Source organism: Pseudomonas sp. A125 (assembly GCF_055409485.1).
Genome location: NZ_JBUZVP010000020.1, coordinates 43635 through 69315, shown reverse-complemented (window position 1 = coordinate 69315; position 25681 = coordinate 43635). Strand labels below are relative to the sequence as shown.

Genomic DNA, 25681 nt, shown 5'->3' with positions numbered 1-25681 from the left:
CCACCCGGTCAGCCTCATTGCCATTCCGAGCGACTGATTGGCGGCGCTTCATGCACCTCCACATGCGCCTCTGCCAGGGCTTTGGCGAGTTCGCCCATGGGCTTTCGATCAATGATCAGTCGGTCGATTCGCTCCAGCGGGAACACCTGGAACAGCGCACGCTTGCCCATTTTCGATGAGTCTGCAATCACCGTGAGATAACGCGTGCGGGCAATCATTGCGCGGGTGATTTCAGCTTCCTCGATGGAAAAGTCAAACGCGCCATCCGCGCTCAAGGCGCCGATCGTCACCACCGCATGTTCAGCATTGAACCTGGCGATTTGCTCCATGGCCAACGCGCCGATGTTCTGTTCCGACTCCGGCCGATATTCCCCGCCGATCACAAACACCCGGTTGCCGCTGGCCCCAATGCTCGCGGCAATCAGCAGGGAGTTGGTGATCACTGTGATGCGACTGAGCCTGGCCAGTTCGCGCGCAAAAAACAGCGTCGTGGTGCCGGTGTCGATCAAGATACTGTCGCCCGGCGCATACAGCCCCGCGGCGTACCTGGCAACGGCTCGCTTCTCTGGCGAGTACTCATTCATCCGAGTCTGGAAGGCATTTTCATGCTCCCCGCTCGGTGGAAGGGATGCGCCGCCGTGAAATTTGGTGACCTGGCCTTCTTCGGATAGAACCGTCAGGTCCCTGCGAATCGTTTCCTGCGAGGTGCTGAGGGTGCGAGCCAATTCATCGACTGAAATTCGCTCGCGCTGTCGCAGCAATTCAAGAATATGTTGGCGTCGTTCTGTAGGGCGCATGTGTCGTCCTCGGGTGCTACACGAAGTGCTGTATTGGGGCGCATCCCTGTTACCTGGGAACACAAATGGAGCGATGGTAACGCGACGGGTGCCGCCTCTGCGAAACCACAGGCAATGGGCCGTGGCATTCAGGCACAGCGGCCTCGCCCCGTGCCCACTGCACTGCAAGGCTGCCCTGCAGAATACGCCGCAGAAATGACCGATTCCAGTGGGTTTGTCATTCAAAACCACATCAAAACAACGAATGGCATATGAAGTGTTTGTAATACGCTGAGAAACGGCAGGCAGGTACGCGTCCACGGTGGACTTATGGAAGCAGTCATTAAACCGGGCGTCTGTGCGCAGGCAACCCTTGGCGATCATTTAGCTTTTATCGCCCACTTCCAGCCGACGCTGATCATGCCGATTTTGCTGGCCAAAGCTGTTCGGCGGGCTGCTCGCCGTTGGCGCCGCTATCAAACAATCCATCATTTGGAAGGGGTAGAAACCTTCCATTTCAACGAGGTAAACATGCGAAAGATTTTTCTAGCCTGCCCGTATAGCCACGCCGATGCTTCGGTAACCCATGAGCGATTTATTGCGTGCAACAAAGTCGCGGCAACCCTCGTTGAGTCTGGCAACGCAGTGTTTAGCCAGGTCTCCATGTCCCATCCGATCAACCTTGCCTTTGAAGGCAAAGACAGCGCAGCTGTCGGCAAGCTTTGGGCACCGGTCGATGCGTTTTTCATGGAAGCATTGGAAGAACTGATTGTTCTCGACCTGCCCGGTTGGGACCTGAGTTCCGGGATCAAACGCGAAATAGAGTTCTTCAAAAGTCGCGGTCGCCGGGTGAGCCTCTGGTCTGAAGTGGCGTCGCAGTTCAACTGAGGCGAAAAGGGCAGGCCCGCCAGCGCGTGGTCGGCGGTCACCCTCACTAATGTCATGAAATGGCACGCCCTGGCGCCTTTGGTTGTGGCCGGTTTTTCACAAACCCGCACAATTGCCTGCAAATAATCAGATCAATCGCCGGTGCTTGCTCCACCGCCCGGCGATTCTGGAGGCAGGCAGATGAAACTCGACGCGAGCATAGCAGCAGTGGTCACCGGGGGCGCCTCGGGGTTGGGTGAGGCGGTAGTGCGCAGGTTGGCTGCGGCCGGTGTGAAAGTGACCATTTTCGATATGAATGCCGAGCGTGGGCAGCAGGTCGCGTGGGACGTCGATGGGCTGTTTTGCCAGGTCGACGTGCAGTCGGATGAGTCGGTGGACCAAGGGTTTGCCGCCGCCCGCGAGGCCCATGGCCAGGAGCGCATTCTGGTGAACTGTGCGGGTATTTCCAAAGGCGCCAAGACCGCTGGCCGCGACCGCGCCACGGGCGTGATCAAAGCCTTCCCGAGTGCCGATTTCGACCGCGTGATTCAAATCAACCTGGTCGGCAGTTTTCGCTGCTTGTCGCGCTCCGCCGCCGGCATGCTCAGTCTTGAGCCTCTGGCCCATGGTGAGCGCGGGGTCATCGTCAACACCGCAAGCGTAGCGGCCCAGGACGGCCAGGTCGGTCAGTCGGCCTATTCCGCGTCCAAAGCCGGGGTGGTCGGCATGACGTTGCCGATCGCTCGCGACCTGGCGGGTGAGGGCGTGCGCATCAACTGCATCCTGCCGGGCCTGTTTGCCACGCCGATGATGGCGGGCCTGCCTGACACCGTGCAGCAGTCCCTGGCAGCCTCGGTACCGTTCCCCCATCGCTTGGGCCTGCCTGAAGAATACGCCGACCTCGCGACGTTCCTGATCACCAACAGCTACATGAACGGTGAATCGGTGCGCCTTGATGGTGCCATTCGTCTTGCACCTCGTTGATCCCGGAGCCTCCATGACTTGTGCTTATATCTTTGACGCCGTGCGCACCCCGCGCGGTCGCGGGCGGCCGGACGGTGCGCTGCATGAGGTGACGTCCCTGGCCCTGGCAGTGCAGGTGCTGCAAGCCATCCGTGAACGCAACCACCTGGACACCACCTGGGTCGATGACGTGATTCTTGGCTGCGTGATGCCGGTGGGCGAACAGGGCAGCGACATCGCGCGCATTGCGGCGCTGGTCGCAGGCTACGCGCAGAGTGTGCCGGGGGTGAGCATCAACCGGTTCTGCGCCTCGGGCCTTGAGGCGTGCAATATGGCTGCGGGCAAAGTACTCAGCGGCGAGGCACGCATGGTGGTGGCCGGCGGTGTGGAGTCGATGTCGCGGGTGGCGTTGGGTGCCGATGGTGGTGCGATGCTGGTCGATCCCAGCTTTGCCTTCGATCACTACTACGCGCCCCAAGGCATTGGCGCCGACCTTATCGCCACCTTGTTCGGCTACAGCCGCGAGGCCGTGGATAGCTACGCCGTTGAAAGCCAGCGCCGCGCCGCGCGTGCCTGGGAGCAAGGGCGCTTCGCCAGGTCGATCGTGCCGGTGCTGGACCAGAGCGGCATCGTGCTGCTGGATCGCGATGAGCATATGCGTCCACAAACCACCGTGCAGTCCCTGGCCGGGCTCAAGCCGGCATTCGCCAAGCAGGGCGAGTCCGGTTACGACAGCGCCGCGCTCGCACGCTACCCGATGGTCGAGCAGATCAACCACGTTCACCACGGCGGCAACTCGTCTGGCGTGGTGGACGGCGCCTCAGCCGTGTTGATCGGCTCCAAAGCCGCCGGCGAAGCATTGGGTCTTAAGCCTCGTGCACGCATCAAGGGCATGGTTTCGGTAGGTTCCGAGCCGACCATCATGCTCACCGGCCCGGCCATTGCCACGCGCAAAGTGCTTGATCGCCTGGGCATGACCACCGCTGACATCGACCTGTTTGAACTCAACGAAGCGTTTGCCGCTGTGGTGCTGCGCTACTTGCAGGTGCTCGACCTGGACCCGGCCAAGGTCAACGTCAACGGCGGTGCGATTGCCATGGGGCACCCGCTGGGGGCCACAGGCGCGATGATTCTGGGCACCGCCCTGGACGAGCTGGAGCGCACCGGCCAGGGAACCGCACTGGTCAACCTGTGCGTGGGTGCCGGCATGGGCACCGCTACCGTCATCGAGCGGGTTTGAGGAGCGATATGAACAATTTTTCCATCACGATCGACGCCGAGGGTGTCGCGCTGATTACCTTCGATGTGCCCGGCAAGGGCATGAATGTGATCAGCTTTGAAGTGCAGCGCGAGTTCGGCGAGCTGGTCGAAACGCTGCGCAGCAACCCCAAAATCCGCGGGGCGGTGCTGGTCTCGGGCAAAACCAGCGGTTTTTGCGCGGGGGCCGATTTGCCGGAAATCGTCGGTTATTTTGACCTGTGGCGAGCGGCCCGAAGCCAGGCAGAACTGCGCACTGCGTTGGCCGAAAGCGCCAGTTGGTCGCGGCACCTGCGCGCCCTGGAAACCTGCGGCAAACCCGTCGCGGTGGCCATCTCAGGGCTGGCCCTGGGCGGCGGGCTGGAATTGGTGCTCGCCTGCCATTACCGGGTGGCGGTGGACGACCCCAAGCTGCGCCTGGCCTTTCCGGAAGTCGGCGTAGGCCTGTTGCCCGGTGCCGGTGGCACGCAGCGCCTGACCCGCTTGCTCGGCGTGAGCGCGGTACTGCCCCACTTGCTGGAGGGCACACCGATTGCACCCGCCGAGGCGCTGGCGACCGGCGTGGTACACGCCTTGCTGCCCGCCGATCAACTGCTGCAAACGGCACGGCGCTGGGTACTCGAACACCCGGATGCCCAGGCGAGCTGGGACCAGGCCAATTTCCAGTTGCCCGCGGGCGCTGTGCATTCGGCCCAGGGTTATCGGTATTTCGGCCCGGCCCTGGCGGCGCGTCTTGGCACGGCGGGTGAGCACTACCCGGCAGTCGCCAATATCCTTAAATGCGTCTACGAAGGCGCTCAAGTACCGATAGACGCAGGGTTGCGCATTGAATCGCGCTACTTTTTCAACACCGTGCGTTCGCCGCAGGCCAAGGCCATCGCGCGCACCCAATTCATATCGCGTCAGGCCCTGGCCAAGCGTGAAAGCCGCGAAAACCTCAGTGACTACCTCAGTCAATTGCGCCATGCCGTCGCGGCGGAGCAACGGGCGATGAAAGAGGAAGGGGTCTCGCCCACGCTGGTTGCCAGCCTGTCCCGGCGCAATGCGTTGAGCGCAGAGGCCGAGTGCCCTTCAGGCGCTGTTGAGCCAAGCGTGGAGGACGTGGATTTTGCCGCGATTGCCGAACTGGAGCGGCGGTTGCTCTACACCCAGGCGTTGACCGCCGTACGCTGCCTGGACAACCACGTGGTCGATGACCCGCTGGAGGCCGACTGCGGCGCTGTGGCGGCAGGCTTCCCGGTATGGAGCGGCGGGCCGGTTTCATACATTGAGGTGCAAGGCCTGGACGCCTTTGTTGCCGAGGCCGACCGCTTGGCCAGCCGTTTCCCGCAGCGCTTCAGTGTGCCCCACAGCTTGCGTGAACGGGCCGCCGCCAAGCGTGGTTTCTATTCCTGATCCTTAGTGCATCGAGGCAACACATGGCCATTGTTATTGTTGAAAACCGTGCAGGCGAACACATGACCCTGCAAGCGCAAAACGCACAGAGCCTGATGGACATCATGCGGTCCGGCGGCGTCGACGACATCCTCGCGTTGTGCGGTGGCACCTGCTCCTGCGCTACCTGCCATGTGATCGTCGATCCCGCTTTTGCCGATCAGCTGGCGCCCATGGGCGACGACGAAAATGACTTGCTCGACAGTTCCGACCACCGCACCGCGACTTCGCGCCTGTCCTGCCAGGTGATCTTCCGGGAAGACATGGATGGCCTGCGCGTCACCATCGCGCCGGAAGACTGATACCGCCTGCCGGGTTTGCGTTGACGCCGATAAGAACAACAAGAGGACCACACCATGCACAAAGACGTCGTGATCGTCGGTGCCGGCCATGCCGGTGCCCAAGCGGCCAGCCTGTTGCGCCAGCAGGGTTTCGAAGGCTCCATTGCGCTGATCGGGGAGGAGCATGAGCTGCCTTATGAGCGTCCGCCATTGTCCAAGGAATACCTGGCAGGCGAAAAAAGCTTTGATCACCTGTTGCTGCGCCCGGCGAGTTTCTGGAACGAAAAACATATCGATCTGTGCTTGGCCCAGCGTGTTGTGGGCGTCGATGCCCGAGCGCATCGGCTGACGCTGGACAGCGGCGCCCAGCTTGATTATGGCCAGCTCATCTGGGCCACCGGCGGCGCACCACGGCGCCTCAGTTGCCCGGGTCACGACCTGCAGGGCGTGCATTCAGTGCGTAACCGAGCCGATGTCGACCGCATGATCCACGAGCTGCCCGCCACGCAGCGGGTGCTGGTGATCGGCGGTGGCTATATCGGGCTGGAAGCCGCGGCGGTCTTGAGCAAACTGGGCAAGTCGGTGACCGTACTCGAAGCCCAGGACCGGGTCTTGGCACGTGTGGCCGGGGAAGCGCTGTCGCGTTTCTACGAAACTGAGCATCGGGCCAATGGTGTGGAGGTTCGCCTTAACGTGTTGGTCGATCATTTGGTCGGGGAGGGCGGCAAGGTCGTCGGCGTGGCCCTGGCGGACGGTAGCGTGCTGCAAGCCGATATGGTCATTGTCGGCATCGGTATCGTGCCGGCCATTGCGCCGTTGCTGGAAGCCGGCCTGCAAGACTGCAACGGTGTGCAAGTGGACGCATTTTGCCGCGCGGCGCTGCCGGATGTGTTTGCCATCGGCGACTGCGCCGCGCACCTCAACCCCTATTGTGCGGTTCAGACCCCGATTCGCCTGGAGTCGGTACAAAACGCGAATGATCAGGCCAAGGTGGTCTCACGGTTTATCACCGGCCAGGCGCAAGCCTACGATGCGGTGCCGTGGTTCTGGTCCGACCAGTACGACCTGAAACTGCAAACCGTCGGCCTGTCCCTGGGCTACGACCAGACGGTGCTGCGCGGCGACCCTGCCACCCGCAGCTTCAGCGTGGTGTACCTCAGGCAAGGCCGGGTACTGGCCCTGGACTGCGTGAACCAGGTACGCGATTACGTGCAGGGCAAAGCGCTGGTCAAGGCAGGTTTCGCCCCCGACCTGGTTGCGCTGGCTGACGCCGATCTGCCGCTTAAGGCGGTGCCTGGCGTGGCGGCAGTGGTGCAGGAGTCCGCCCCATGAGCCCTGCACCAGTACGCCTGGACATTACGCGGGGCATCGCCAACCTGACGTTTGATCGGCCTGAGGCACTCAACGCCATCAACGTCGAAATGGCCCAGACTCTGTTGGCGCTCTGCGAGCAGCTGCAGGGACGTGAAGAGGTGCGCGTGATCGTACTCAGCGGCGCGGGCCGTGCCTTTATGGCCGGCGGCGACCTTGCGGCATTCGACGCCAGCGACGCCCCGGCTGAACTGGCCTCGGCGATCATCGAGCCGCTGCATGCCGCCCTCAGGCTGCTGGCACACATGCCCCAAGTGGTCATCGGCAGCGTGCACGGGCCGGTATCCGGTGCAGGCATGAGCCTGGCCCTGGGTTGCGACCTGACCATCGCCGCGAGCAACACACGGTTTTGCCTGGCCTATAGCGCCATCGCTACCAGCCCCGATGGCGGGGGGTCCTGGCATTTGCTGCGGCAGCTGGGACGCCAGCGCGCGCTGCAACTGGCCCTGTGCAATAGCGTTTTGAGTGCCAACGAAGCGCTGGCCCTGGGGCTGATCGCAAGCGTGGTGTCTGCAGGCTCGTTGCACGAAGACACGCAGTGTCTTGCGCGCAAGCTGGCCTGCGGGCCCACCTTCGCCTACGGCCAGATAAAGCACTTGCTGCGCCAGGCCGCCGACCACACGTTGGAGCAGCAATTGGAGGCCGAGCACCAGGCCTTTCGTGCCTGCGCCGGCACAGCGGATTTTCGCGAAGGTGTCGCAGCGTTTTTTGCCAAGCGCAAGGCGATATACAGCCACAGCTGATGCGTGACATTCCTTTGGTTTGACGCGGTAAAGCGAGCGTCATCGGGCCGATTCAGTGCTGACTGAATCGGCATTTTTTTGTCCGGCGTTTGTTCGTGCTGCAGCGGTCGCGGTTTTTGGCACGAAATGCTTCGCAGGCTCCAGCGTTGCCATCGCTGCGAGCCGGCCGACAGGCCAACAATTGGTCAACAGCCTCCCATTCGCCGGCCAGCCACGAATGGCGATAAATCTAAAAATGGGCAAGTGACGACTTATGACCACACGCGATGTTCTCTCTACCGACCGCACCGAATTCAAACCGGCGATCAGCGCTGGCGTGGTGCCCGCCGGCCTTCTTCAACAGCTGCATGCGGTGGTCGGTGAGGGCGGCATGCTCACGGGCGAAGACGTCAGTTCACGCCATCCGGGTGTGTTCATGGCACGCATCGAGGCAGATGCCATCCTGCGCCCCACGACCTCGGAGCAAGTGTCGCAAATCCTTGCCTTGTGCAACGCCGCTCGCCAGCCGGTGGTGGTGCAGGGCGGGATGTCCGGCTGGGTGCGGGCCACGCAGACTCGGCCGGGTGATGTGGTGGTGTCGCTGGAACGGATGAACCGTATCGAACACATTGACCTGGAGAACCGCACCGCCACGGTCCAGGCCGGGGTGATCCTGGAAACCTTGCAGGATCACGTGCAGCCTTCAGGCCTGAGCTTTGCCCTCGACTTGGGTGGGCGTGGGTCCTGCCAGTTGGGCGGTAACGCGGCGACCAACGCCGGCGGTGTGCGGGTGATTCGCTACGGAATGATGCGCGAGCAGATCCTTGGTATGGAAGTGGTGTTGGCCGATGGGCGCATCGTTTCGTCGCTCAACCGCATGCTTAAAAACAACACGGGCTATGACCTCAAGCAGCTGTTTATCGGCAGCGAAGGCACCCTGGGCGTGATTACCCGCCTGGTGTTGCGCCTGCGCGAATTGCCCTCGAGCAGCAACACGGCGATGGTCTGTGCTTCGCGTTTCGAGCAGTTGGCAAAACTGCTGCGGCACATGGATGGCGCCCTCGGGGGGCAGCTCAGTGCCTTCGAGATGATCGACAATAATTTTTACCGGGTGAATACCCGGCCCGGCCGCCATCAACCGCCGTTGCCAGTGGACAAGCCGTATTACGCGATCATCGAGACCCTTGGCGCCGACCAGCCGCGGGACACCGAACTGTTTGAAAAGGCCCTGGAAGCAGGTATCGAGAAAGGCCTGATCGACGACGCGGTCATCGCCCGTTCGGAGCGCGAGAAGCTATCGATCTGGGAAATCCGCGAAGACCTTGAGCATCTGGTCAAGGATTTTCGCCCCTTCTACGCTTTTGATATTTCCCTGCCGGTGGGTGACATGGAGGCCTATATGGCCCAGGTCACCGCGCGCTTGCACCAGCGCTGGCCCGACGGCTTGATCGCGTTTCTGGGGCACGTCGGCGACGGCAACCTGCATATTGCGATTGGCGCCGGCACCGACGATGAGCGTGAACCGGTGGAGGCCTGCGTCTATGAGCCACTGGCCGCGTACCAGGGGTCGGTGTCGGCCGAGCATGGGATCGGCCTGGAGAAAAAACACTGGTTCCCCATCAGCCGCACGCCTATCGAGCGCGCGTTGATGCAGAACCTGAAAGACCTGCTCGATCCCAACGGCATTCTCAACCCCGGCAAAATCTTCGACACCGAGCCTGGTTCGGCGGCGGGCGAGCAAGCGCCATGACTCGCCTCCAACCCTTGCGCCTGCACGGTTACGCCGTCAGCAACTATTTCAATATCGCCCACGCCGCGTTGATCGAGACCGCAACGCCGTTTGAACTGGTGACTACCCGGGCCAGCCAGCAGGCGGAGTTCCTGGCAATCAGCCCGATGGGCAAAATTCCGCTGCTGCACACCCCGGCCGGCTGGATCGGCGAGACCGTGGCGATCCTGGGCTATATCGAAGACTGCCTGCCAATCCCGACCTTGCACGCTGCCGATCCGTTCCAGCGTGCCCGTGAGCGCCAGGTCATCAACGTGGTGCAGTTGTATGTCGAGGCACCCGTACGTTCATTGTTCCCCGGCGTATTCATGGGCGCCAATAACAGCCCCGTGAGCGTTGCGGCAGCACGTATCACCCTCGACCGCGCCGTCGTTGCCTTGCGCCACCTCGTCGCCCCGGGGCCGTTTCTGATGGGCGCGGCCCTCAGCTATGCCGACCTGTTCGCGTTCTATTGCCTGGACATCGCCGAGCGCGTCTGTGGCTTCGTCTACCGCCGCTCGATTCTTGCCGAACTGGGCTTGCAAGGCTGGTTCGCACAGATGGCCCAGCGTGACAGCACCCAGACGGTGCTGGCGTTGTTCGAGGACGCCTTCGGGCAATACCTCAAGGAAAAAAATGCGACTTACCGCTTTCGACCTGTGGGTTACCGAACTCGGACCCCAGCCATTGAGCAGCGGCCCGCCTGATACACCCACGATTGAATGGGACATAAAAAATGCGTGACGTGAAGCTTGAGGATAAATACACCGCCGATACCGGCACGGTACTGATGACCGGGACCCAGGCGCTGGTACGCGTGCCGATGCTGCAGCGCGAGCTGGACCGCCGTGCCGGGCTGAATACGGCGGGTTTCATTTCCGGCTATCGCGGCTCACCCCTGGGCTCGTTCGATCTGGAGCTGTGGCGCGTCAAAAAGCTGCTCGACAGCCATGACATTCTGTTCCTGCCCGGCGTCAACGAAGACCTGGCCGCTACCGCCGTGTGGGGCACCCAGATGCTGGCCTCCACGCCGCTGCCGAACAAGGACGGGGTGTTTGCCATCTGGTACGGCAAGGGGCCTGGGGTCGACCGTTCCGGCGACCCGCTCAAGCATGGCAACGTCTGCGGCACCCACCCTCATGGCGGGGTGCTGGTGGTGGCGGGCGATGACCATTCCGGCAAGTCCTCGACCCTGGCGCACCAGAGTGAAGTGGCGCTGATGCACTGCAATATCCCGGTATTTGCCCCGTCGAATGTCGAGGACGTGATTCGCCTGGGTTTGCTGGGCTTTGCCATGTCGCGCTATACCGGCCTGTATACCGGTTTCAAAATGTGCAACGAAACCCTTGAGCAGACCATGACCCTGGACATCCAGGCGGCGGTGGTCACCCCGGTGCTGCCGCCGTATGGCGAGCTGCCGGCGAAGGGCATCCATAACGTTTCATCGCACATCGACCGCCAACAATCGGAAGTGGTGGTCAAGCGCTACCGTTGGCCGCTGGTGGCAAAATTCGTGCGCGCCAACCGTATCGATCAGGTACGCATCGACGCGCCGCAGCGTTGCCTGGGCATCGTGTCCACCGGCAAGGCGGTGCAGGATGTAATTCAGGCACTGGACATGCTCGGGCTGGATGCCGACAGCGCCGCGGCCCTGGGTATCTCGTTCTACAAATTGGGCTGCATGTACCCGGTGGAGCGCGAGGGCCTGGCCGAATTCGCCGCAGGCCAGCGCGAATTACTGTTTATCGAGGAAAAGGACGGCCTGGTGGAAGCCCAGGCCAAGGCGATCCTTTATGGCCTGCAGGATGCCCCGCTGATCGTCGGCAAAGTCGACGAAGACGGGGTGTTCATGATCCCGTCGGACATCCAGCTTGAGCCGATGCAATTGGCGGTGGTGATCGCCGAACGCCTGCGCCGGCTGGGCAAGTTGGACGAGACCCTGGCCGCCACCAGTGCCCACATGAGCCGTGAACTGGCGCGGGTTGACAGCATGGACCCGGCACAAGCCTCACGTTCGCCGTACTTCTGCTCGGGTTGCCCGCACAACACCGGTACGCGTACCGTCGAGGGCAGCATCGCTGCAGGTGGCATCGGCTGCCACGCCATGGCCATGTACAGCGGCCCGGCGATGCTGCCGAACACGCAAATGGGCGGCGAGGGCGGGCACTGGTACAGCCTGGCGCATTTTTCCGATACGCCGCATATCTTCCAGAACATGGGCGACGGCACCTATTACCACTCCGGCTTGCTGGCGGTGCGCGGAGCCGTGGCCGCCAAGGTCAATATGACCTTTCGCATCCTGTTCAATGACGCCGTCGCCATGACCGGTGGCCAACCGGTGGACGGCCCGCTGACCCCCGGCGACATCACGCGCCAGGTCCTTGCCGAAGGCGTGGTGCGCTGCGTCGTGGTCACCGACAGCCCAGCCAGCTACAACAGCCAAAGCGGCCTCGGCGAGGGCGTGAGCGTGCACCATCGCGACACCTATGAAACCGTGCAAAAAGAGCTGCGGGACGTCAAGGGTGTGACCGTCATCGTCTACGAGCAGACCTGCGCCGCCGAGAAGCGCCGCCGGCGCAAACGCGGCAAATTCCCCAACCCGGCCAAGCGCATGTTTATCAACTCGGACGTGTGCGAGGGCTGTGGCGATTGCTCGGTGCAGTCCAACTGCGTGAGCGTGGGGCCCAAGGAAACCGAAGTGGGGCGCAAGCGCGAGATCGACCAATCCAACTGCAACAAGGACTACAGCTGCGTCAAAGGCTTTTGCCCAAGCTTTATCACCGTGCTGGATGCCGAACCACGCAAGCCGAAGAAGTCCAGTCGGGTGGGCGAGTTGATCCTGGGCCTGCCGGAACCCCGGCAGGTGGCGTTGAGTGGCGCGTTCAACATCATGGTCACGGGTATCGGCGGTACAGGCGTGGTCACGGTCGGCGCCTTGCTGGCGATGGCTGCGCACCTTGAAGGCAAGGCCTGCTCTGTGTTTGACATGACCGGGTTGAGCCAGAAGAACGGCGCGGTGTACAGCCACGTGCGGATTGCCCGCGAGGCATCGCACCTTGGCGCGCAAAAGCTCGGTGTGGGCGAAGCGGACCTGGCGCTGGCCTTCGATGCGGTGGCGGGGTTGGCCAAGGAACCGATCATGACCCTCAATACCCAGCGCACGCACGTGGTGGTCAACCAGCGCGTTACGCCGACGCCGGCCTTTCAGCGCAACCCGGACTTGCACGTGGACAGTCAGCGCCTGGTCGGCCACCTGGCGCAATTGTCCAAGACGCTGCACGGCGTCGACGCCACTGGCCTGGGCCTGGCGTTGATGGGCGATACCATCGCCTCCAACCTGTTCATGCTCGGCTATGCGTGCCAGAGCGGGCTGTTGCCGGTTTCACCGCAGGCGATCGAGCGCGCGGTGGAAATCAACGCCGTGTCGGTCGAATTCAACCAGCAAGCCTTTGCCCTGGGTCGTCTGCAAGCCTGCGACCCGGCGCGCATCGATGCAGCGCTGGCCCAACAGCGTCCGTCCCTGGCGTTCACACCATTGACGGTCCTGGCGGACATTGTTGCGCACCGCACCCGTTTGCTCACCGACTACCAGAACGCCGCCTGGGCCAAGCGCTATCAGCGCCTGGTTGAGGCGGTCGGCATTGCCGAGCAACGGGTGCTGCCCAGCAGTGAGGCACTGACCGTGGCCGTGGCGCGCAACTTTGCCAAGTTGATGACCTACAAGGATGAATACGAGGTGGCGCGCCTGCATAACTCGGCGGCGTTCAAGGCGCAGCTCAAGGAGGCGTTCGAAGACGGTGCGCGTTACCGCTACAACCTGGCGCCGCCGCTGTTTGCCCGGCGCGACCCGCAAACCGGGCACCTTAAAAAACGTGAGTTTGGCCAGTGGATGGGCGCCGTCTTTGGGGTGCTGGCACGCTTCAAAGGCCTGCGCGGCAGCGCCCTGGACGTGTTCGGCTACACCGAGGAACGCAAGATGGAGCGCCGCCTGATCACTCATTACGAACAGCAGATGGTTGCGTTGATCGAGCACCTGACGCCCGTCAACCATTCCATAGCGATTCAGATTGCCTCGTTGCCGGGGCAGATCCGCGGCTTTGGCCACGTCAAAGAGGCGAATGTTGAAAAGGTCCGTGGGCTGGAAGCGCAGTTGCTCACGCAGTTCCACAACCCGTCGGTGGGCCAGCCCATCCAGTTTATTCCGGTGCGCCAGCTCTCGCCGCAGGAGCAGTTAAACCAAGCCGGTTAACCAGAATCGCAGGTGTTGCGCGGTGTCGCGTGGGCAGTCGTGAAGGGCCTGCCTGCGCGCACAAAACTAAAAATGACATCAAATAATAAGTCCAAAAGGATGTGTCATGAATACTAAAACCAAGCGTGGAGCGTTACCGTCTCTGAAGTTCTTGACCCTGGTATTGGCCAATATCGGGGTGATGCATCAGGTTCAGGCGATGGACCTCGATACCGGCGAGAACTGGGACACCAGCCTCAATACCACCTTGCAATACACCATGGGGTGGCGAACCCAGGGGCGTAATGCCGGGGTAGCCAACAACCCGTCCTACGACGAAGGCGATTACAAATTCGACAAGGGCGACATGGTCACCAACCGTGTCAATGCCCTGGTAGAGCTGCAAGGTATCTACCAGCAGAACCTCGGTTATCGGCTGTCGGGCTCGGCCTGGAAAGACTTCGCCTACGACGATCACGTGGAGTCCAACCCGGCGTTTGCCGATATCACCAGCTACAGTAACAGCCGCTATTCCAGCACCACTAAAAAGTACAGCATGCGCGGCGCCGAGTTGCTCGACGCATTCATGTTCTACAACACCGACATGGACCAGACCCCGGTGTACCTCAAGGCTGGGCGCTTTACCCAGTATTGGGGTAATGCGTTTTTCTTCGGGTTCTCCAACATCGGCTATTCGCAGCACCCGATCGATTACCAGAAGTCGTTCACATCGCCCGGCACCGAGGTCAAGGAGCTGTTCCTGCCACGTACCCAATTGATGGCGACCGCGGACCTCACACCGGAGCTGTCGGTCACCGGCCAGTACTTCCTGGAGTTTCGCCCCAACCGGTTCCCCGAAGGGGGTACTTACCTGGGGCCGTTCGACTTCCTCTATGCGGGGCCGAACCAGGCGCTGTCGTTGGGTGGGCCGTTTGACGCCGGGCATGAAAACAAACCCAAAGACATCAACAATAACTTTGGGGTCAAGGTGTCGTGGTCGCCGGAATGGGCGCATGGCGACCTCGGTTTCTACTACCGCCAGTTCGACGAGGTGCAGCCGTTGGCGTTGGTCGACCTGTACTCCGGTGGTGGCGGCAGCGTGCATCAGGAGTTCGTGCGAAACGCCAAGCTCTACGGTTTCAGCTACGAGGTCAACCTGGGCCCGGTGAGTACCGGCATGGAACTCTCCTACCGCCAGGACACTGGCCTTGCCAGTGCCTTGCTCAACGGCCAACCCGATACCCCGTACAACAAGGGCGCCACCGGCGACATCGCCAACTTTATCCTCAACGGCGTGTACACCCTGGGTAAAACCCCGCTGTGGGACACCGGTGCGCTGGTGGCTGAACTCTCGTACACGCGCCTGGTAAAGGTCACTGACAACAAAGAGGTCTACAACGGCATCGGCTATGCCGGCTGCGCCGGCGGCTCCAAAAGCGACGGGTGCGCCACGCGTAATGCACTGGGTGTCGCAGTGTCTTTCGAGCCGCAGTGGTTGCAGGTGTTCCCCAGCATTGACCTGAGCGCACCGATGTCCCTGACCTACGGCGCCAACGGCAACCCGGCCTACAACGGCGGCGCGTTCTACGCCGAAGGCACGCAGATCTATTCAGTGGGCATGCGCGCCACGTACCGCCAAACCCATTCCGCCACCCTGCAATACAACGGTTACCACTGGAACGCCAAGCACAAAGACACCGATTTCGGCGGCGGCATGGCGTACAGCGGTGGCAACGGCGCCATCGGGCTGAATGACAAAGGTTGGATCGAGTTGCAGCTCAAGACGTCCTTTTAAGAGTTCTCGGGAGAATAACAATGAAAAAGCTGAAGAAAATCTATCTGTCCGGCTTGACCCTGGCCATCACGCTGCTTGCGGCGCAGACCGGTTATGCCGCGGTTCCTGCCGAGGAAGCCAAGGTGCTGGGCACGACGTTGACCAAGTTCGGCGCCAGTGCCGGCGCGAGCAAGGACGGTGCGATACCGGCCTATGACGGCGGCTTGAAAACCCCGCCCAAGGTCGGTGCCAACAACTACCCGGACCCGTTCGCCGGCGAGAAACCGCTGTACACCATCCAGCAATCGAACATGGCCCAATACAAGGACCAACTGGGCCCGGGCAGCATTGCGTTGCTGGAGCGTTTCCCTGACTACAAGATCGACGTGTATCCGACGCATCGCACCATGGCATACCCGGACTGGTTCCTGGACAACACCGTGAAAAACGCCACCACCGCCACCGTCGGCGGAGCCGTCGAGGGTGACAAGGTCGCGGGCGCCGCAGCCGATGGCCTGCCGTACCAGGGCATTCCTTTCCCGGTACCGAAGACCGGCTACGAGGTGCTGTGGAATCACTTCTTCCGCTACGCGCCACCGATCTCGCGCCTGCGCTCCAGCAACTGGCTGGTAGACAGCAACGGCAGCCAGAACCCACTGCCCGGGATCGACGCGGCTTACCTGCACCCCTGGTCGGAAAAGACCGGCGAACTGCGCAAGAAAACCTTCGATTCGATGTTCGGCTTCTGGACCACGCTGTTCTCGCCACCGACCTCGGCGGGCACCCAGTTCCTCAACTACTACCTGCCCGATGCCACCGATATTTCCAAGGTCTGGTTCTACACCCCGGGGCAGCGCCGCGTGCGTCGCGCGCCGGAGTTCACCTACGACACGCCGATGGGCAGCTACGCCGGGGTGATTGTCTGGGATGAACCGTTCGGCTTCGTCGGGCGCATGGACCGCTTCAACATGAAGTTGATCGGCAAAAAGGAAATGATCGTTCCCTACAACGTATTCGGCGTGACCAACCAGAGCACCTCCACGGAAATTCTCGGCAAGCAGTTCATCAAGCCGCAATACATGCGCTGGGAAAAACGCAACGTGTGGGTAGTGGAAGCTGACCGCAAGCCGGATGCACGGCACGCCTACAGCAAGCGCAACTTGTATGTCGAAGAAGACTGCTGGTGCCTGGTCGGTACAGAGTCCTACGACGATGGCGGCAAGATCTGGCGCGTATCGCAGATCCTCAACTTCCCAACCTGGGACATCGGCGGCATGAACAGCGACACCTGGATGTTCCAGGACTTGCGTAAAGGCAACTACATCATCATCAACGCCGGTCGTACCGAACCGGGCAACTACGTCAGAAGTTTCGGCAGCGACGAGAAGCTCAACCTCCCGCTCAACCCCAAGGCGCTGCAGAGTTCCAGCGCCCGCTAGCGGCCGGCAACCCGCAGGGTGACAAGCCCTGCGGGCGTGCCTGAAGGTGACAGATGATGAACCCATTCAATGCAATCAAGCTTCGGGCGGGCTGCTTCGCCACGGGGCTGCTATGTGCCACGTTGACGCTACCGGCCGGTGCGGCATTCCTCGACCCCCTGGACCTGCCAGCCAGGCCTATGGAAAACCTGCAATCGCGCCCGCTACAGGCGGTGGCCAAGGCGGGCGAGCGGTTGGTCGCGGTCGGTTTGCGCGGCCTGATCATGACTTCCGACGACCACGGTGAAACGTGGCAGCAAAGCGCGGTGCCGGTGCAGGACGACTTGGTTGCGGTACGGTTTCCGACCGCCACCGACGGTTGGGTGGTGGGGCACGATGGCGTGATCCTGCACAGCCAGGACGCCGGGCAAACCTGGGAGAAACAGTTCGACGGCCGCGCGGCCAAAGACCTTTTCACCCGTCATTACCAGCCCCTGGCCGACAGCGGCGATGCCGATGCCCAAGCGGCGCTGGCGTTGATCGAGCGCAATTACAAAGTCGGCCCGGCCTTGCCGTTGCTCGACCTGTGGTTTGAAGACGCGCAGCAAGGCTATGCGGTGGGCTCGTTCGGCATGTTGCTGAAGACGCTTGACGGCGGCCGCACCTGGCTGCCGTGGCTGGAACACATCGACAACCCGGACGTGCTCAATTTGAACGCGATCACCGGTATCAATGGCCAGCTGTACATCGCCGCCGAGAGCGGCACGGTGTATCGCCTCAACCGCGCCACCCAGCGCTTTGACACGCTTGCCACGGGTTACGACGGCAGCTTTTTCGGCCTGGCTTGCCAGGGCCAGACGGTATTGGCGTTTGGGCTGGTGGGGACGGTGTATCGCAGTGAGGACCAGGGAGACACCTGGGCACCGCTGGACACACCCTCCGAGGCGATTATTACCGCCGGTTTGGCGTTGCCCGACGGCCAGCAGTTCGTGCTGGTCAACGCCGCTGGGGACCTGCTGACGGGCAACCGGCAGGGGCCGGCAATGGCCCTGCACAAGACCGCAAGGCCTGCGCGCTACACCGGCATCCTGGCGCTGGGCGACGGCCGCTTCCTGATGAGCAGCCTGGAAGGTATCCGCACCGAGACGCCGTCTGACTCGACGGCGCAACGGTAACTTCACGTGAATCGATTTGGAATGCACAGCTGATGGCACACTCTCCCGGTCAAAGCGACGGCATGCCGGTTACGTCCAATCTCAAGGATTTCGACACGGCCTCCGGAACGCGCACTGAGCGCCTGATCTTCAACCATCGGCGGCTGCTGATCGCCATTTGTATCCTGCTGACCCTGGGCCTGGGCTTTTTGTCGGCGCGGCTGCAAGTCAAGGCCAGCTTTGAAGACATGATGCCGCAGTCCCATCCCTTCGTTAAAAACTACCTTGAACACGCCAGTTCGCTGCGCAGCCTGGGCAACTCGGTGCGCATTGTCGTCACCAACCGTGACGGCGACATTTACGACCCGGCGTACCTGCAAACCCTGCGCGAGATCAACGACAAGGTTTACCTGTACCCCGGCGTCGACCGCGCGTTCGTCAAGTCGCTATGGATGCCGGTGGTGCGCTGGAACGAAATCACCGCCGATGGCTTCCAGGGCGGCCCGGTGATGCCCATCGGTTTCGACGGCTCGGCGGCCAGCGTAGAAGCGCTGCGGTTCAACGTGCGGCGCTCGGGCATTACCGGCTCGCTGGTGGGCAATGACCAGAAGTCCTCGATGATTTTCCTGCCGTTGATCGACAAGGATGCGGTCACGGGCGAAGCCTTCGACTACAAGGCTTTTCGCGACCAGATCGAAACCCTGCGCGGTGACTTCAAACAGCGTGGCGTGGATATCCAGGTGATCGGTTTTGCGCAATTGATCGGCGATTTGATCGACGGGCTCAACCAGGTGTTGGTGTATTTCCTGATCGCCGCTGTCACCGCGACCCTGTTTATCCTGTTCTACACCCGCTGCTGGCGCAGTACCTTGCTGGTGACCGGGTGCTCCATCGTCGCGGTGGTCTGGCAGATGGGCTTGATGCAAGCCTTCGGTTTTGTGCTCGACCCGTATTCGATCCTGGTGCCCTTCCTGATCTTTGCCATCGGCGTTTCCCACGGTGCGCAAAAGATGAACGGGGTGATGCAGGACATCGGGCGTGGTACCCACAAATACATCGCCGCGCGCTTCACCTTCCGGCGCCTGTTCCTGGCCGGGATGACCGCGCTGCTGGCCGATGCCGTGGGGTTTGCAGTACTGGCGGTAATTGATATTCCGGTGATCCGTGGCCTGGCGGCAGCAGCCAGTATTGGTGTGGCTGTGCTGATCTTCACCAACCTGATTCTGTTGCCGGTGTTGCTGTCGTTCACCGGCGTCAGTGCCGCCTCGGCGGCGCGCAGCCAGCGCCGGCTGGAGGGTACGCACCCATTACTGGTGTGGCTCAGCAGGTTTGCCGACAAGCGCCGCGCGGTATGGGTGATCGTGGCGACGGTGGTACTTACGGCGGGCGGCTGGATGGTCGCACTCAACATCAAGATCGGCGACCTCGACCCCGGCGCACCGGAGCTGCGCGCCGACTCGACCTATAACAAGGACAACGCCTACATCAGCGGCCACTACCAACTGTCCAGCGATCAGTTCGCGGTCATCGTGGCCACGCCGCCCCAAGGCCTGATCAACTATGAAACCCTGTTGGAAATGGACCGTTTGGAGCAGGTCCTGCGGGACTTGCCCGGGGTGCAAACCACTGTGTCGGCGGCCACCCTGGCGCGGGCCTACACCAAGGTGGGCTTCGAAGGTTCATTGAAGTGGGAAAGCATCAACCGCGACCCGTTTGTGTTGCAGGACGCGATGAACCTGGTGTCTGCCACCAGCCCGGAGATGTTCAACGACGCCCGTTCGGTGGCGCCGATCATCGCGTTTCTCAGCGATCACAAGGCCGAGACCCTGACCCGGGTGGTCACCGCCGTCGAGGCGTTTGCCAAGGCGCATAACACCGACGAGCGCCAGTTCCTGTTGGCAGCCGGCACCTCGGGCATTGATGCCGCGACCAACATTGCGGTGGAACACGCCAACCGCACGATGTTGTTGTACGTGTACGCAGCGGTGATCCTGTTGTGCTTCATCACCTTTCGCAGCTGGCGCGCGGTGATCGTCGCGGTGGTGCCACTGGTGGTCACCACCATCCTGTGTGAAGCGCTGATGGTGATGCTGGGTATCGGCGTCAAGGTCGCGACCTTGCCGGTGACGGCGCTGGGGGTCGGGATCGGCGTGGACTATTCGTTGTACCTGCTGACCATCCACCTCTATCACCAGCGACAGGGCGCCTCGATTCGGGAAGCCTACCTCGCCGCGCTGTCCTCCACCGGCAAGGTCGTGGCCTTGATCGGTGTAACGCTGTCGGCCGGGGTCATCACCTGGGCCTGGTCACCGATCAAGTTCCAGGCCGACATGGGCATCCTGCTGGCGTTCATGTTCCTGTGGAACATGCTCGGTGCGCTGATCCTGGTACCGAGCCTGGCCGCGTTTCTGTTGCCGCAGTCGCCGATGGCCCGCCAAGGCGGGCAAACCGATCAAACCGATGTGCTCAAGACCGAGGCCAGGCGCCCGCCGCCCATGCCGGCGCAGGCGGCCCGCAAGCCGCCCGGCGTGCGGGCGGGCTAAGGCACAGCCAGTACCAATCACCCCAACAATAATCACAAAAGGGCAGGGCGCGTGATGCACGACACTATCTTGCGAGACACCACTGTATTCCGGGTCTGGCGCCTTTGCGCCTGGGCCGGGCCGGTTTATCTGGTCGGGCTGGTTGCCTTCTGGGGGCTGCTCGCCGGCTTCCTGCCGGCGCCACCGCAGTATTTGAATGCGCAGCAGATCAGCGAGTTTTTCCTGGCCAATAACCTGAAGATCCGTGCCGGCATGGTCGGCACCTTGTTTGTTGCACCGCTGTATTACGTGTGGAGTCTGGTGATTTCCGCCGTGATCAAAAAGATCGAAGGCCCCGACGGCTTGCTGGCGCAGCTGGAGTTCGTCGGCGGTATTGCAACGGCCTTCGTCACCCTGGGGTTTTCGATCATGTGGTTGACCGCCAGTGTGCGAACCAGCCTGCGTTCGCCCCAGGACATACAGCTGTTGAGCGACATGGGCTGGTTCATCTTCGACACCACGATCATGGTCACCGCGATCCAGATGTGCGCCTTCGGTGGGGCCATTTTCATGGACCGGCGCACGCAGCCCTTGCTGCCCAAGTGGCTGGGCTGGGCGTCCTTCGCGATTGCCGCGACGTTTATCGCGGCGTACATCATGCCGTTTGTCGAAGACGGGCCTTTTGCCTGGCATGGGTTGATCACCTACTGGGTGGTACTCAGCAGCTTCTTTGCCTGGATGGTACTGACCAGCATTCTGCTGTTTCCGGCCATCCGCCAGGTCGAGCAGGAATCTTTGGCCTAACCCGCAGGTGCCGTGATGAATAGGACCCGTGTATTACCCGGCGTGCCGGGGATCTGGATTTTCATTCTGCTGGACATGCTGTTCTTCAGCGTTCTGTTTTTGGCCTATGGCATGGAAAGGGCCAGGCAACCCCAATTGTTTGCCGCCGCCCAGGCGCAACTGAACGTGGCCCTTGGCCTGTGCAACATGCTGGTGCTGTTGACCAGCTCCTGGCTGGTTGCGCAGGCCGTGCATGCCATTCGCCTGGGGCGCACGCGCGCCGGCAAGCGCCTGTTGGTCGCGGCGCTGTGCTGTGCGCTGGTGTTTGCCGCGGTCAAGCTGGTGGAGTACGGGCAGGAGTTTTCCAGGGGTATCACGCCGCTGACCGACAGCTTCTTCACGTTGTATTTCAGCCTGACATTTTTTCATTTTCTGCATGTCCTGGCGGGTAGCGTGGTGTTGGCCATCCTGGCGCGCAACACCGGCCTGTGTGCCTACGACAGCGGACGAACCTCGGGCCTGGAAACAGGCGCCACCTATTGGCACATGGTCGACCTCATCTGGATCATGCTTTTTCCACTTCTGTACCTGGCGAAGTAACCCATGGAACTGTTCTTCAACCGTCTAGGCGCCGTGTGGCTGGCGCTGATGCTCGCCACGGCGGGCGGCGCCTGGGTTGCCGCGCTGCAGGCCGGTGAACAGTGGGCTCCGGCGGCCATCCTGGGTTTGGCGGCGCTGAAAATCGCGCTGGTCATGCTCTGGTTCATGGAGCTGTTTGGCGCCCCGCGCATTTGGCAAGCGGTGTTCGGTACCTGGTTGCTGGTGGTCAGCGCGTTATTGATCGCCAGTTTCATCCTTATCTGACTTATCTGAAAAACAACAACAGGAGATTCCCATGTTTGATCTCACGGGCAAGAACGCCATCGTCACCGGCGGTGCATCCGGTATCGGCGCCGCCACCGCGCGCCGTTTGCGCCAGGCCGGCGCGCAGGTCTGGATCGCCGACGTTACCCAGGCCAGCGAAGACGGCTGCCATTACCGGCATGTCGATGTGGCCAACGAGGCTGCTATCGCCACGCTGTGTGACGAGGTGATGGACCGCACCGGGCACCTGGACATTTACGTGAACAACGCGGCGATCTCCAGCGGGCACTTGCTGGCCGACGCGGACCTGGAGCGCTCCGAGCGGTTCTGGCGCGTCAACCAGATGGGCGTGCAAATGGGCATCAAGCACGCCGCGGCGCGCATGACGGCAGGTGGCTCGATCATCAATTTTTCATCGATCACGGCGGTGCGCGGGTTTGCCCAGTGGGGTGAATACGCCGCCACCAAGGGCGCGATCATGGCATTGACGCAAACGGCGGCGGTTGAATACGGCTCGCGCGGTATCCGGGTCAACTGCATCGCGCCCGGCATCATTGAAACGCCGATGGCCATGAGCGAAGCGCCAGATATGGTGCGCAAGAACGCCGCGGTGTTTGCCTTGCTCGGCCGTATCGGCCAGCCCGAAGAGCTGGCCGCCGTGGTGCATTTTCTGGCCAGCGACGACGCCAGCTACATCACCGGGCAAATCCTCTCGGTAGACGGCGGCTGGAGCACGGGCACATCGATCAGGGGGATTGAGCTGGCGTTGGCGACTTGAAGGGTTGAACGTCGAGCCGCATTGCGCGGCTCGACGCCTGGGTCAGCCCTGGATGTAGGCGACCTGGGTGTGGGTGTACTCGTACAGACCGTGTTTGCCATCCGCGCCGCCGATACCGGAACGACGTACACCGGCATGGAAACCCTGGAAGGCCTCGAAGTTCTCACGGTTGACGTAGGTCTCGCCAAATTTCAGCGCACCGATGGCGTGCATCGAGCTGGCCAGGCTGCTGGTGAAGATCGACGAGCTCAGGCCGTACTCGCTGTCATTCGCGCGGGCAATGCCCTCGTCGAGGTCTTCAATGGTGTCGACCATGACCACCGGGCCAAAGATCTCGCGTTGCAGGATATGCATGTCGGCGTGGGTATTGGCGATCACCGTCGGCTTGAAAAAACAGCCGTTATCGCTGTCCAGGCCGCTGCCGCCGGTGAGGATCTGCGCGCCCTTGGCCAATGCGTCATCCACCAGCAGGCCCAGGCGCTCGACGGCAGCGCGGTTGATCACCGGGCCCATTTCGACGGGGCGGCCACCCAGGGGGTCACCGAACTGAATACTCTCGAACGCCGCCGCGAGCTTTTCGTTGAACTCGGCCTGCACGCCACGCTGTACGTAGACCCGCTCGGTGCAGTTGCAGGCCTGGCCACTGTTCAGGCTTTTAGTGGCCTTCATGGCAGCCACAGCCAGGTCGATGTTGGCATCATCGAGGATGATCGCCGGGGCCTTGCCCCCCAGCTCCAGGTTGACCTTGGTAATGTTGCGCGCGGCGTTGGCCATGATTGCTGCGCCCGCGGCTGAACTGCCGGTGAAGCTGATCATATCCACCAAGGGGTGGGCCACCAGCGCCTGGCCGACACTGGCGCCCACGCCGCCGATCAGGTTGAACACGCCGGCGGGCAATTGCGCCTGTTCGACAATACGCGCGAACTCGTAGGCGCTGTATGGGGTTTCCTCACTGGGCTTGATCACCACCGTATTGCCCGTCAGCAGGGCCGGGGCGACCTTGCGCACCACCATGAACAAGGGGAAATTCCACGGCAGGATGCCGGCCACCACACCCATTGGGCGACGAAACAACAGAATGTTTTCCTTGGGCCGGTCACTGGCGACGATCTCACCCTCAAGCCGTCGCGCCCACTCGGCGTTGTAGTCCAGGTATTCGGCGGCCAGTGCGACCTCAAGCTCCGCCAGCGGCATGACCTTGCCTTGTTCGATGGCGATGACCTGTGCCAGGCGCGGCAGGTTCTCGCGGACCAGTTTGGCCATGCGTCGCAGGTACTGGCCGCGCTCATTGGCGGGCAGGGCGGCCCAACTGTCCTGGGCCGCGCGTGCGGCGCCAACCGCTTCGTCGACCAGCGCCGCATCACCATCGGGAATCGAACCGATCAGGCCTTGGGTCGAGGGGTTGAACACCTCGATACGTTGGCCCGAACCTGGGATAAAACGGCCATTGAGGTAGTGCTGAAAAGTAAATTCAGGGCTTGTCATTTCACGCTCCGAAGCAAAGTGGTTGAGAGTGGCGGGTGATCAGTGGCGGCCAAAAAATGCGGCAGCTTGCCGGCCACGGTGATGTGTTGGCGGTTGATCTCATCGAGGTTGGCACAGCCAAGCAGGGCCAGCGTGCGCGCCGTCTCCTGGCGCAGCAGGCTGAGTACGCGTTGCACACCGGGCTGGCCGAAAGCAGCCAGACCGTAGAGGTAAGGGCGGCCGAGCATGCAGGCGCGGGCGCCCATGGCCAGCGCCTTGACGATATGGCTGCCACGCCGTACGCCGCCGTCGAGGACCACTTCCAGCTGGTCACCCACGGCGTCGACAATGTTGGCGATCAGGTCCACGGTGGCGGCGGTGCCGTCAAGCTGGCGCCCGCCGTGGTTGGAAACGATGATTCCATGCACCCCGGCGGCGGCCGCGTTACGCGCATCGCTGACCGATTGCAGGCCTTTGATCACGAACGGCTTGCCCCAATGCTGCATCAGCCGTTCTACCCGCGCCCAGGTGATGTTCTGTTCCATTTTTGCGGCAAAAAAAGCCGCCAGTGTGCCCAGGTCGCCGCCATCGGGCGTGGGTACATTGGGCAGGCTGATCCCGCCACCCACCAGGTAATCCAGGCACCAGTGCGGGCGTTGGGCAAAGGACCAGAGGTTTTTCAGGTTCAGGCGCGGCGGCACGGTGAGACCATGGCGCAAGTCGCGCTCGCGGTTGCCGGCGACGATGGTGTCGACCGTCAGGCAGATCGCATCGAAACCGGCAGCCTTGCAGCGCTCGATCATGTGCAGGTTCAGCCCGTCGTCGTTGAGCAGGTACAGCTGATAAATCTTTGGCCCACTGCAGGCCTGGGCAACGGCTTCGATACTGGTGGTGCCCATGGTCGACAGGCTGTACGCCACACCGGCCCGGGCTGCTTCCCGCGCCACCGCCAACTCGCCGGCAGGGTGAAATACACGCGTCATGCCGGTGGGCGACAACAACAGTGGCCATTCCAGCGGGCAGCCAAACACGCTGCGGCGCATGTCGACCTTGCGGATATCGTGCAGGTACTGCGGCATCAGGTCGTAGCGGGCAAAAGCCTCGGTATTGGCGCGCAGCGTCAGTTCATCGTCGGCGCCGCCTGCAATGTAGTGGAACAGCGGCGCCGGCAAGCGGCGCCGGGCCGCCGCCGCGAAATCCCCCACGTTGAAGCAGTCTTCAAGTCGGCTCATAGGCCCACCCCCTTGTTGAAGGATG

21 protein-coding genes and 1 pseudogene are annotated in these 25681 nt (G+C 62.2%); 19 read left to right on the top strand and 3 right to left on the bottom strand.

Annotation, left to right across the window (positions count from 1 at the left end; all coding sequences use genetic code 11):
- Positions 1–14 precede the first annotated feature (14 nt).
- On the bottom strand, positions 15–797 hold the full coding sequence (locus ACZRN6_RS24430) for a DeoR/GlpR family DNA-binding transcription regulator (protein ID WP_322145008.1): 783 nt from the start codon (positions 795–797) through the stop codon (positions 15–17).
- Positions 798–1127: 330 nt separating this feature from the next.
- Between ACZRN6_RS24430 and eutH the strand changes: the two are divergent.
- The 19 genes and pseudogenes from eutH to ACZRN6_RS24335 all read left to right on the top strand — a co-directional run.
- Positions 1128–1266 (top strand): annotated as a pseudogene (gene eutH / locus ACZRN6_RS24425) (ethanolamine utilization protein EutH); the annotation flags it as partial.
- A 41-nt stretch (positions 1267–1307) separates the two neighbouring features.
- Positions 1308–1664, top strand: coding sequence for a DUF1937 family protein (locus tag ACZRN6_RS24420; RefSeq protein WP_322148683.1), 357 nt, complete (start codon positions 1308–1310; stop codon positions 1662–1664).
- Positions 1665–1844: 180 nt separating this feature from the next.
- The gene (locus tag ACZRN6_RS24415; RefSeq protein WP_464009047.1) at positions 1845–2627 is read left to right on the top strand and encodes an SDR family NAD(P)-dependent oxidoreductase; all 783 of its coding nucleotides are present in this window, start codon (positions 1845–1847) and stop codon (positions 2625–2627) included.
- A gap of 13 nt (positions 2628–2640) precedes the next feature.
- Positions 2641–3846: an acetyl-CoA C-acetyltransferase gene (locus ACZRN6_RS24410; protein ID WP_322145010.1), complete on the top strand. Its 1206-nt coding sequence runs from the start codon at positions 2641–2643 to the stop codon at positions 3844–3846.
- Positions 3847–3854: 8 nt separating this feature from the next.
- Positions 3855–5258 (top strand): enoyl-CoA hydratase-related protein, encoded by a 1404-nt coding sequence (locus tag ACZRN6_RS24405; RefSeq protein ID WP_464009046.1) that lies wholly within the window; start codon positions 3855–3857, stop codon positions 5256–5258.
- Between the two features lie 23 nt (positions 5259–5281).
- Positions 5282–5599, top strand: a complete 318-nt coding sequence (locus tag ACZRN6_RS24400; protein ID WP_464009045.1) for a 2Fe-2S iron-sulfur cluster-binding protein — start codon at positions 5282–5284, stop codon at positions 5597–5599.
- A 54-nt stretch (positions 5600–5653) separates the two neighbouring features.
- On the top strand, positions 5654–6910 hold the full coding sequence (locus ACZRN6_RS24395; protein ID WP_464009044.1) for an NAD(P)/FAD-dependent oxidoreductase: 1257 nt from the start codon (positions 5654–5656) through the stop codon (positions 6908–6910).
- A complete protein-coding gene (locus ACZRN6_RS24390; RefSeq protein WP_464009043.1) occupies positions 6907–7692 on the top strand; it encodes an enoyl-CoA hydratase/isomerase family protein in 786 nt (261 codons plus the stop codon). Before ACZRN6_RS24395 ends, ACZRN6_RS24390 begins: the two co-directional genes overlap by 4 nt.
- Positions 7693–7945: 253 nt before the next feature.
- Positions 7946–9421 carry an FAD-binding oxidoreductase gene (locus tag ACZRN6_RS24385; RefSeq protein ID WP_464009042.1) on the top strand — a complete coding sequence of 492 codons (1476 nt, stop codon included), beginning with the start codon at positions 7946–7948 and terminating at the stop codon, positions 9419–9421.
- A complete protein-coding gene (locus tag ACZRN6_RS24380; RefSeq protein WP_464009041.1) occupies positions 9418–10146 on the top strand; it encodes a glutathione S-transferase family protein in 729 nt (242 codons plus the stop codon). Before ACZRN6_RS24385 ends, ACZRN6_RS24380 begins: the two co-directional genes overlap by 4 nt.
- Before the next feature lie 29 nt (positions 10147–10175).
- Positions 10176–13688 carry an indolepyruvate ferredoxin oxidoreductase family protein gene (locus tag ACZRN6_RS24375; RefSeq protein WP_464009040.1) on the top strand — a complete coding sequence of 1171 codons (3513 nt, stop codon included), beginning with the start codon at positions 10176–10178 and terminating at the stop codon, positions 13686–13688.
- Positions 13689–13794: 106 nt separating this feature from the next.
- The gene (locus ACZRN6_RS24370) at positions 13795–15462 is read left to right on the top strand and encodes a DUF1302 domain-containing protein (RefSeq protein ID WP_322145018.1); all 1668 of its coding nucleotides are present in this window, start codon (positions 13795–13797) and stop codon (positions 15460–15462) included.
- A 20-nt stretch (positions 15463–15482) separates the two neighbouring features.
- The gene (locus ACZRN6_RS24365; protein ID WP_322145019.1) at positions 15483–16880 is read left to right on the top strand and encodes a DUF1329 domain-containing protein; all 1398 of its coding nucleotides are present in this window, start codon (positions 15483–15485) and stop codon (positions 16878–16880) included.
- 56 nt (positions 16881–16936) lie between these two features.
- On the top strand, positions 16937–18034 hold the full coding sequence (locus ACZRN6_RS24360) for a WD40/YVTN/BNR-like repeat-containing protein (protein WP_464009039.1): 1098 nt from the start codon (positions 16937–16939) through the stop codon (positions 18032–18034).
- 32 nt (positions 18035–18066) lie between these two features.
- Positions 18067–20556 (top strand): efflux RND transporter permease subunit, encoded by a 2490-nt coding sequence (locus ACZRN6_RS24355; RefSeq protein ID WP_464009038.1) that lies wholly within the window; start codon positions 18067–18069, stop codon positions 20554–20556.
- A gap of 54 nt (positions 20557–20610) precedes the next feature.
- On the top strand, positions 20611–21339 hold the full coding sequence (locus tag ACZRN6_RS24350; protein ID WP_322145022.1) for a hypothetical protein: 729 nt from the start codon (positions 20611–20613) through the stop codon (positions 21337–21339).
- Positions 21340–21354: 15 nt separating this feature from the next.
- Positions 21355–21918, top strand: a complete 564-nt coding sequence (locus ACZRN6_RS24345; protein ID WP_322145023.1) for a cytochrome c oxidase subunit 3 family protein — start codon at positions 21355–21357, stop codon at positions 21916–21918.
- Positions 21919–21921: 3 nt separating this feature from the next.
- Positions 21922–22182 carry a cytochrome C oxidase subunit IV family protein gene (locus ACZRN6_RS24340; RefSeq protein ID WP_322145024.1) on the top strand — a complete coding sequence of 87 codons (261 nt, stop codon included), beginning with the start codon at positions 21922–21924 and terminating at the stop codon, positions 22180–22182.
- 31 nt (positions 22183–22213) lie between these two features.
- Positions 22214–22960, top strand: coding sequence for an SDR family NAD(P)-dependent oxidoreductase (locus ACZRN6_RS24335; RefSeq protein ID WP_322145025.1), 747 nt, complete (start codon positions 22214–22216; stop codon positions 22958–22960).
- 42 nt (positions 22961–23002) lie between these two features.
- Here the strand turns inward: ACZRN6_RS24335 and aldA are convergent, their stop codons facing one another.
- Together aldA and ACZRN6_RS24325 are read right to left on the bottom strand one after the other, a co-directional pair.
- Positions 23003–24445 carry an aldehyde dehydrogenase gene (aldA, locus tag ACZRN6_RS24330; protein ID WP_322145026.1) on the bottom strand — a complete coding sequence of 481 codons (1443 nt, stop codon included), beginning with the start codon at positions 24443–24445 and terminating at the stop codon, positions 23003–23005.
- Entirely contained in the window at positions 24442–25656 is a 1215-nt protein-coding gene (locus ACZRN6_RS24325; RefSeq protein WP_464009037.1) for an alpha-hydroxy acid oxidase, read from the bottom strand. The genes aldA and ACZRN6_RS24325 overlap by 4 nt, the downstream gene beginning before the upstream one ends.
- Positions 25657–25681: the final 25 nt, after the last annotated feature.

Bases quoted from the DNA above. Each gene is read 5' to 3' on its own strand.
- ACZRN6_RS24430 (WP_322145008.1), bottom strand. From the start codon at position 797: ATGCGCCCTACAGAACGACGCCAACATATTCTTGAATTGCTGCGACAG.
- ACZRN6_RS24420 (WP_322148683.1), top strand. From the start codon at position 1,308: ATGCGAAAGATTTTTCTAGCCTGCCCGTATAGCCACGCCGATGCTTCG.
- ACZRN6_RS24415 (WP_464009047.1), top strand. From the start codon at position 1,845: ATGAAACTCGACGCGAGCATAGCAGCAGTGGTCACCGGGGGCGCCTCG.
- ACZRN6_RS24410 (WP_322145010.1), top strand. From the start codon at position 2,641: ATGACTTGTGCTTATATCTTTGACGCCGTGCGCACCCCGCGCGGTCGC.
- ACZRN6_RS24405 (WP_464009046.1), top strand. From the start codon at position 3,855: ATGAACAATTTTTCCATCACGATCGACGCCGAGGGTGTCGCGCTGATT.
- ACZRN6_RS24400 (WP_464009045.1), top strand. From the start codon at position 5,282: ATGGCCATTGTTATTGTTGAAAACCGTGCAGGCGAACACATGACCCTG.
- ACZRN6_RS24395 (WP_464009044.1), top strand. From the start codon at position 5,654: ATGCACAAAGACGTCGTGATCGTCGGTGCCGGCCATGCCGGTGCCCAA.
- ACZRN6_RS24390 (WP_464009043.1), top strand. From the start codon at position 6,907: ATGAGCCCTGCACCAGTACGCCTGGACATTACGCGGGGCATCGCCAAC.
- ACZRN6_RS24385 (WP_464009042.1), top strand. From the start codon at position 7,946: ATGACCACACGCGATGTTCTCTCTACCGACCGCACCGAATTCAAACCG.
- ACZRN6_RS24380 (WP_464009041.1), top strand. From the start codon at position 9,418: ATGACTCGCCTCCAACCCTTGCGCCTGCACGGTTACGCCGTCAGCAAC.
- ACZRN6_RS24375 (WP_464009040.1), top strand. From the start codon at position 10,176: ATGCGTGACGTGAAGCTTGAGGATAAATACACCGCCGATACCGGCACG.
- ACZRN6_RS24370 (WP_322145018.1), top strand. From the start codon at position 13,795: ATGAATACTAAAACCAAGCGTGGAGCGTTACCGTCTCTGAAGTTCTTG.
- ACZRN6_RS24365 (WP_322145019.1), top strand. From the start codon at position 15,483: ATGAAAAAGCTGAAGAAAATCTATCTGTCCGGCTTGACCCTGGCCATC.
- ACZRN6_RS24360 (WP_464009039.1), top strand. From the start codon at position 16,937: ATGAACCCATTCAATGCAATCAAGCTTCGGGCGGGCTGCTTCGCCACG.
- ACZRN6_RS24355 (WP_464009038.1), top strand. From the start codon at position 18,067: ATGGCACACTCTCCCGGTCAAAGCGACGGCATGCCGGTTACGTCCAAT.
- ACZRN6_RS24350 (WP_322145022.1), top strand. From the start codon at position 20,611: ATGCACGACACTATCTTGCGAGACACCACTGTATTCCGGGTCTGGCGC.
- ACZRN6_RS24345 (WP_322145023.1), top strand. From the start codon at position 21,355: ATGAATAGGACCCGTGTATTACCCGGCGTGCCGGGGATCTGGATTTTC.
- ACZRN6_RS24340 (WP_322145024.1), top strand. From the start codon at position 21,922: ATGGAACTGTTCTTCAACCGTCTAGGCGCCGTGTGGCTGGCGCTGATG.
- ACZRN6_RS24335 (WP_322145025.1), top strand. From the start codon at position 22,214: ATGTTTGATCTCACGGGCAAGAACGCCATCGTCACCGGCGGTGCATCC.
- aldA (WP_322145026.1), bottom strand. From the start codon at position 24,445: ATGACAAGCCCTGAATTTACTTTTCAGCACTACCTCAATGGCCGTTTT.
- ACZRN6_RS24325 (WP_464009037.1), bottom strand. From the start codon at position 25,656: ATGAGCCGACTTGAAGACTGCTTCAACGTGGGGGATTTCGCGGCGGCG.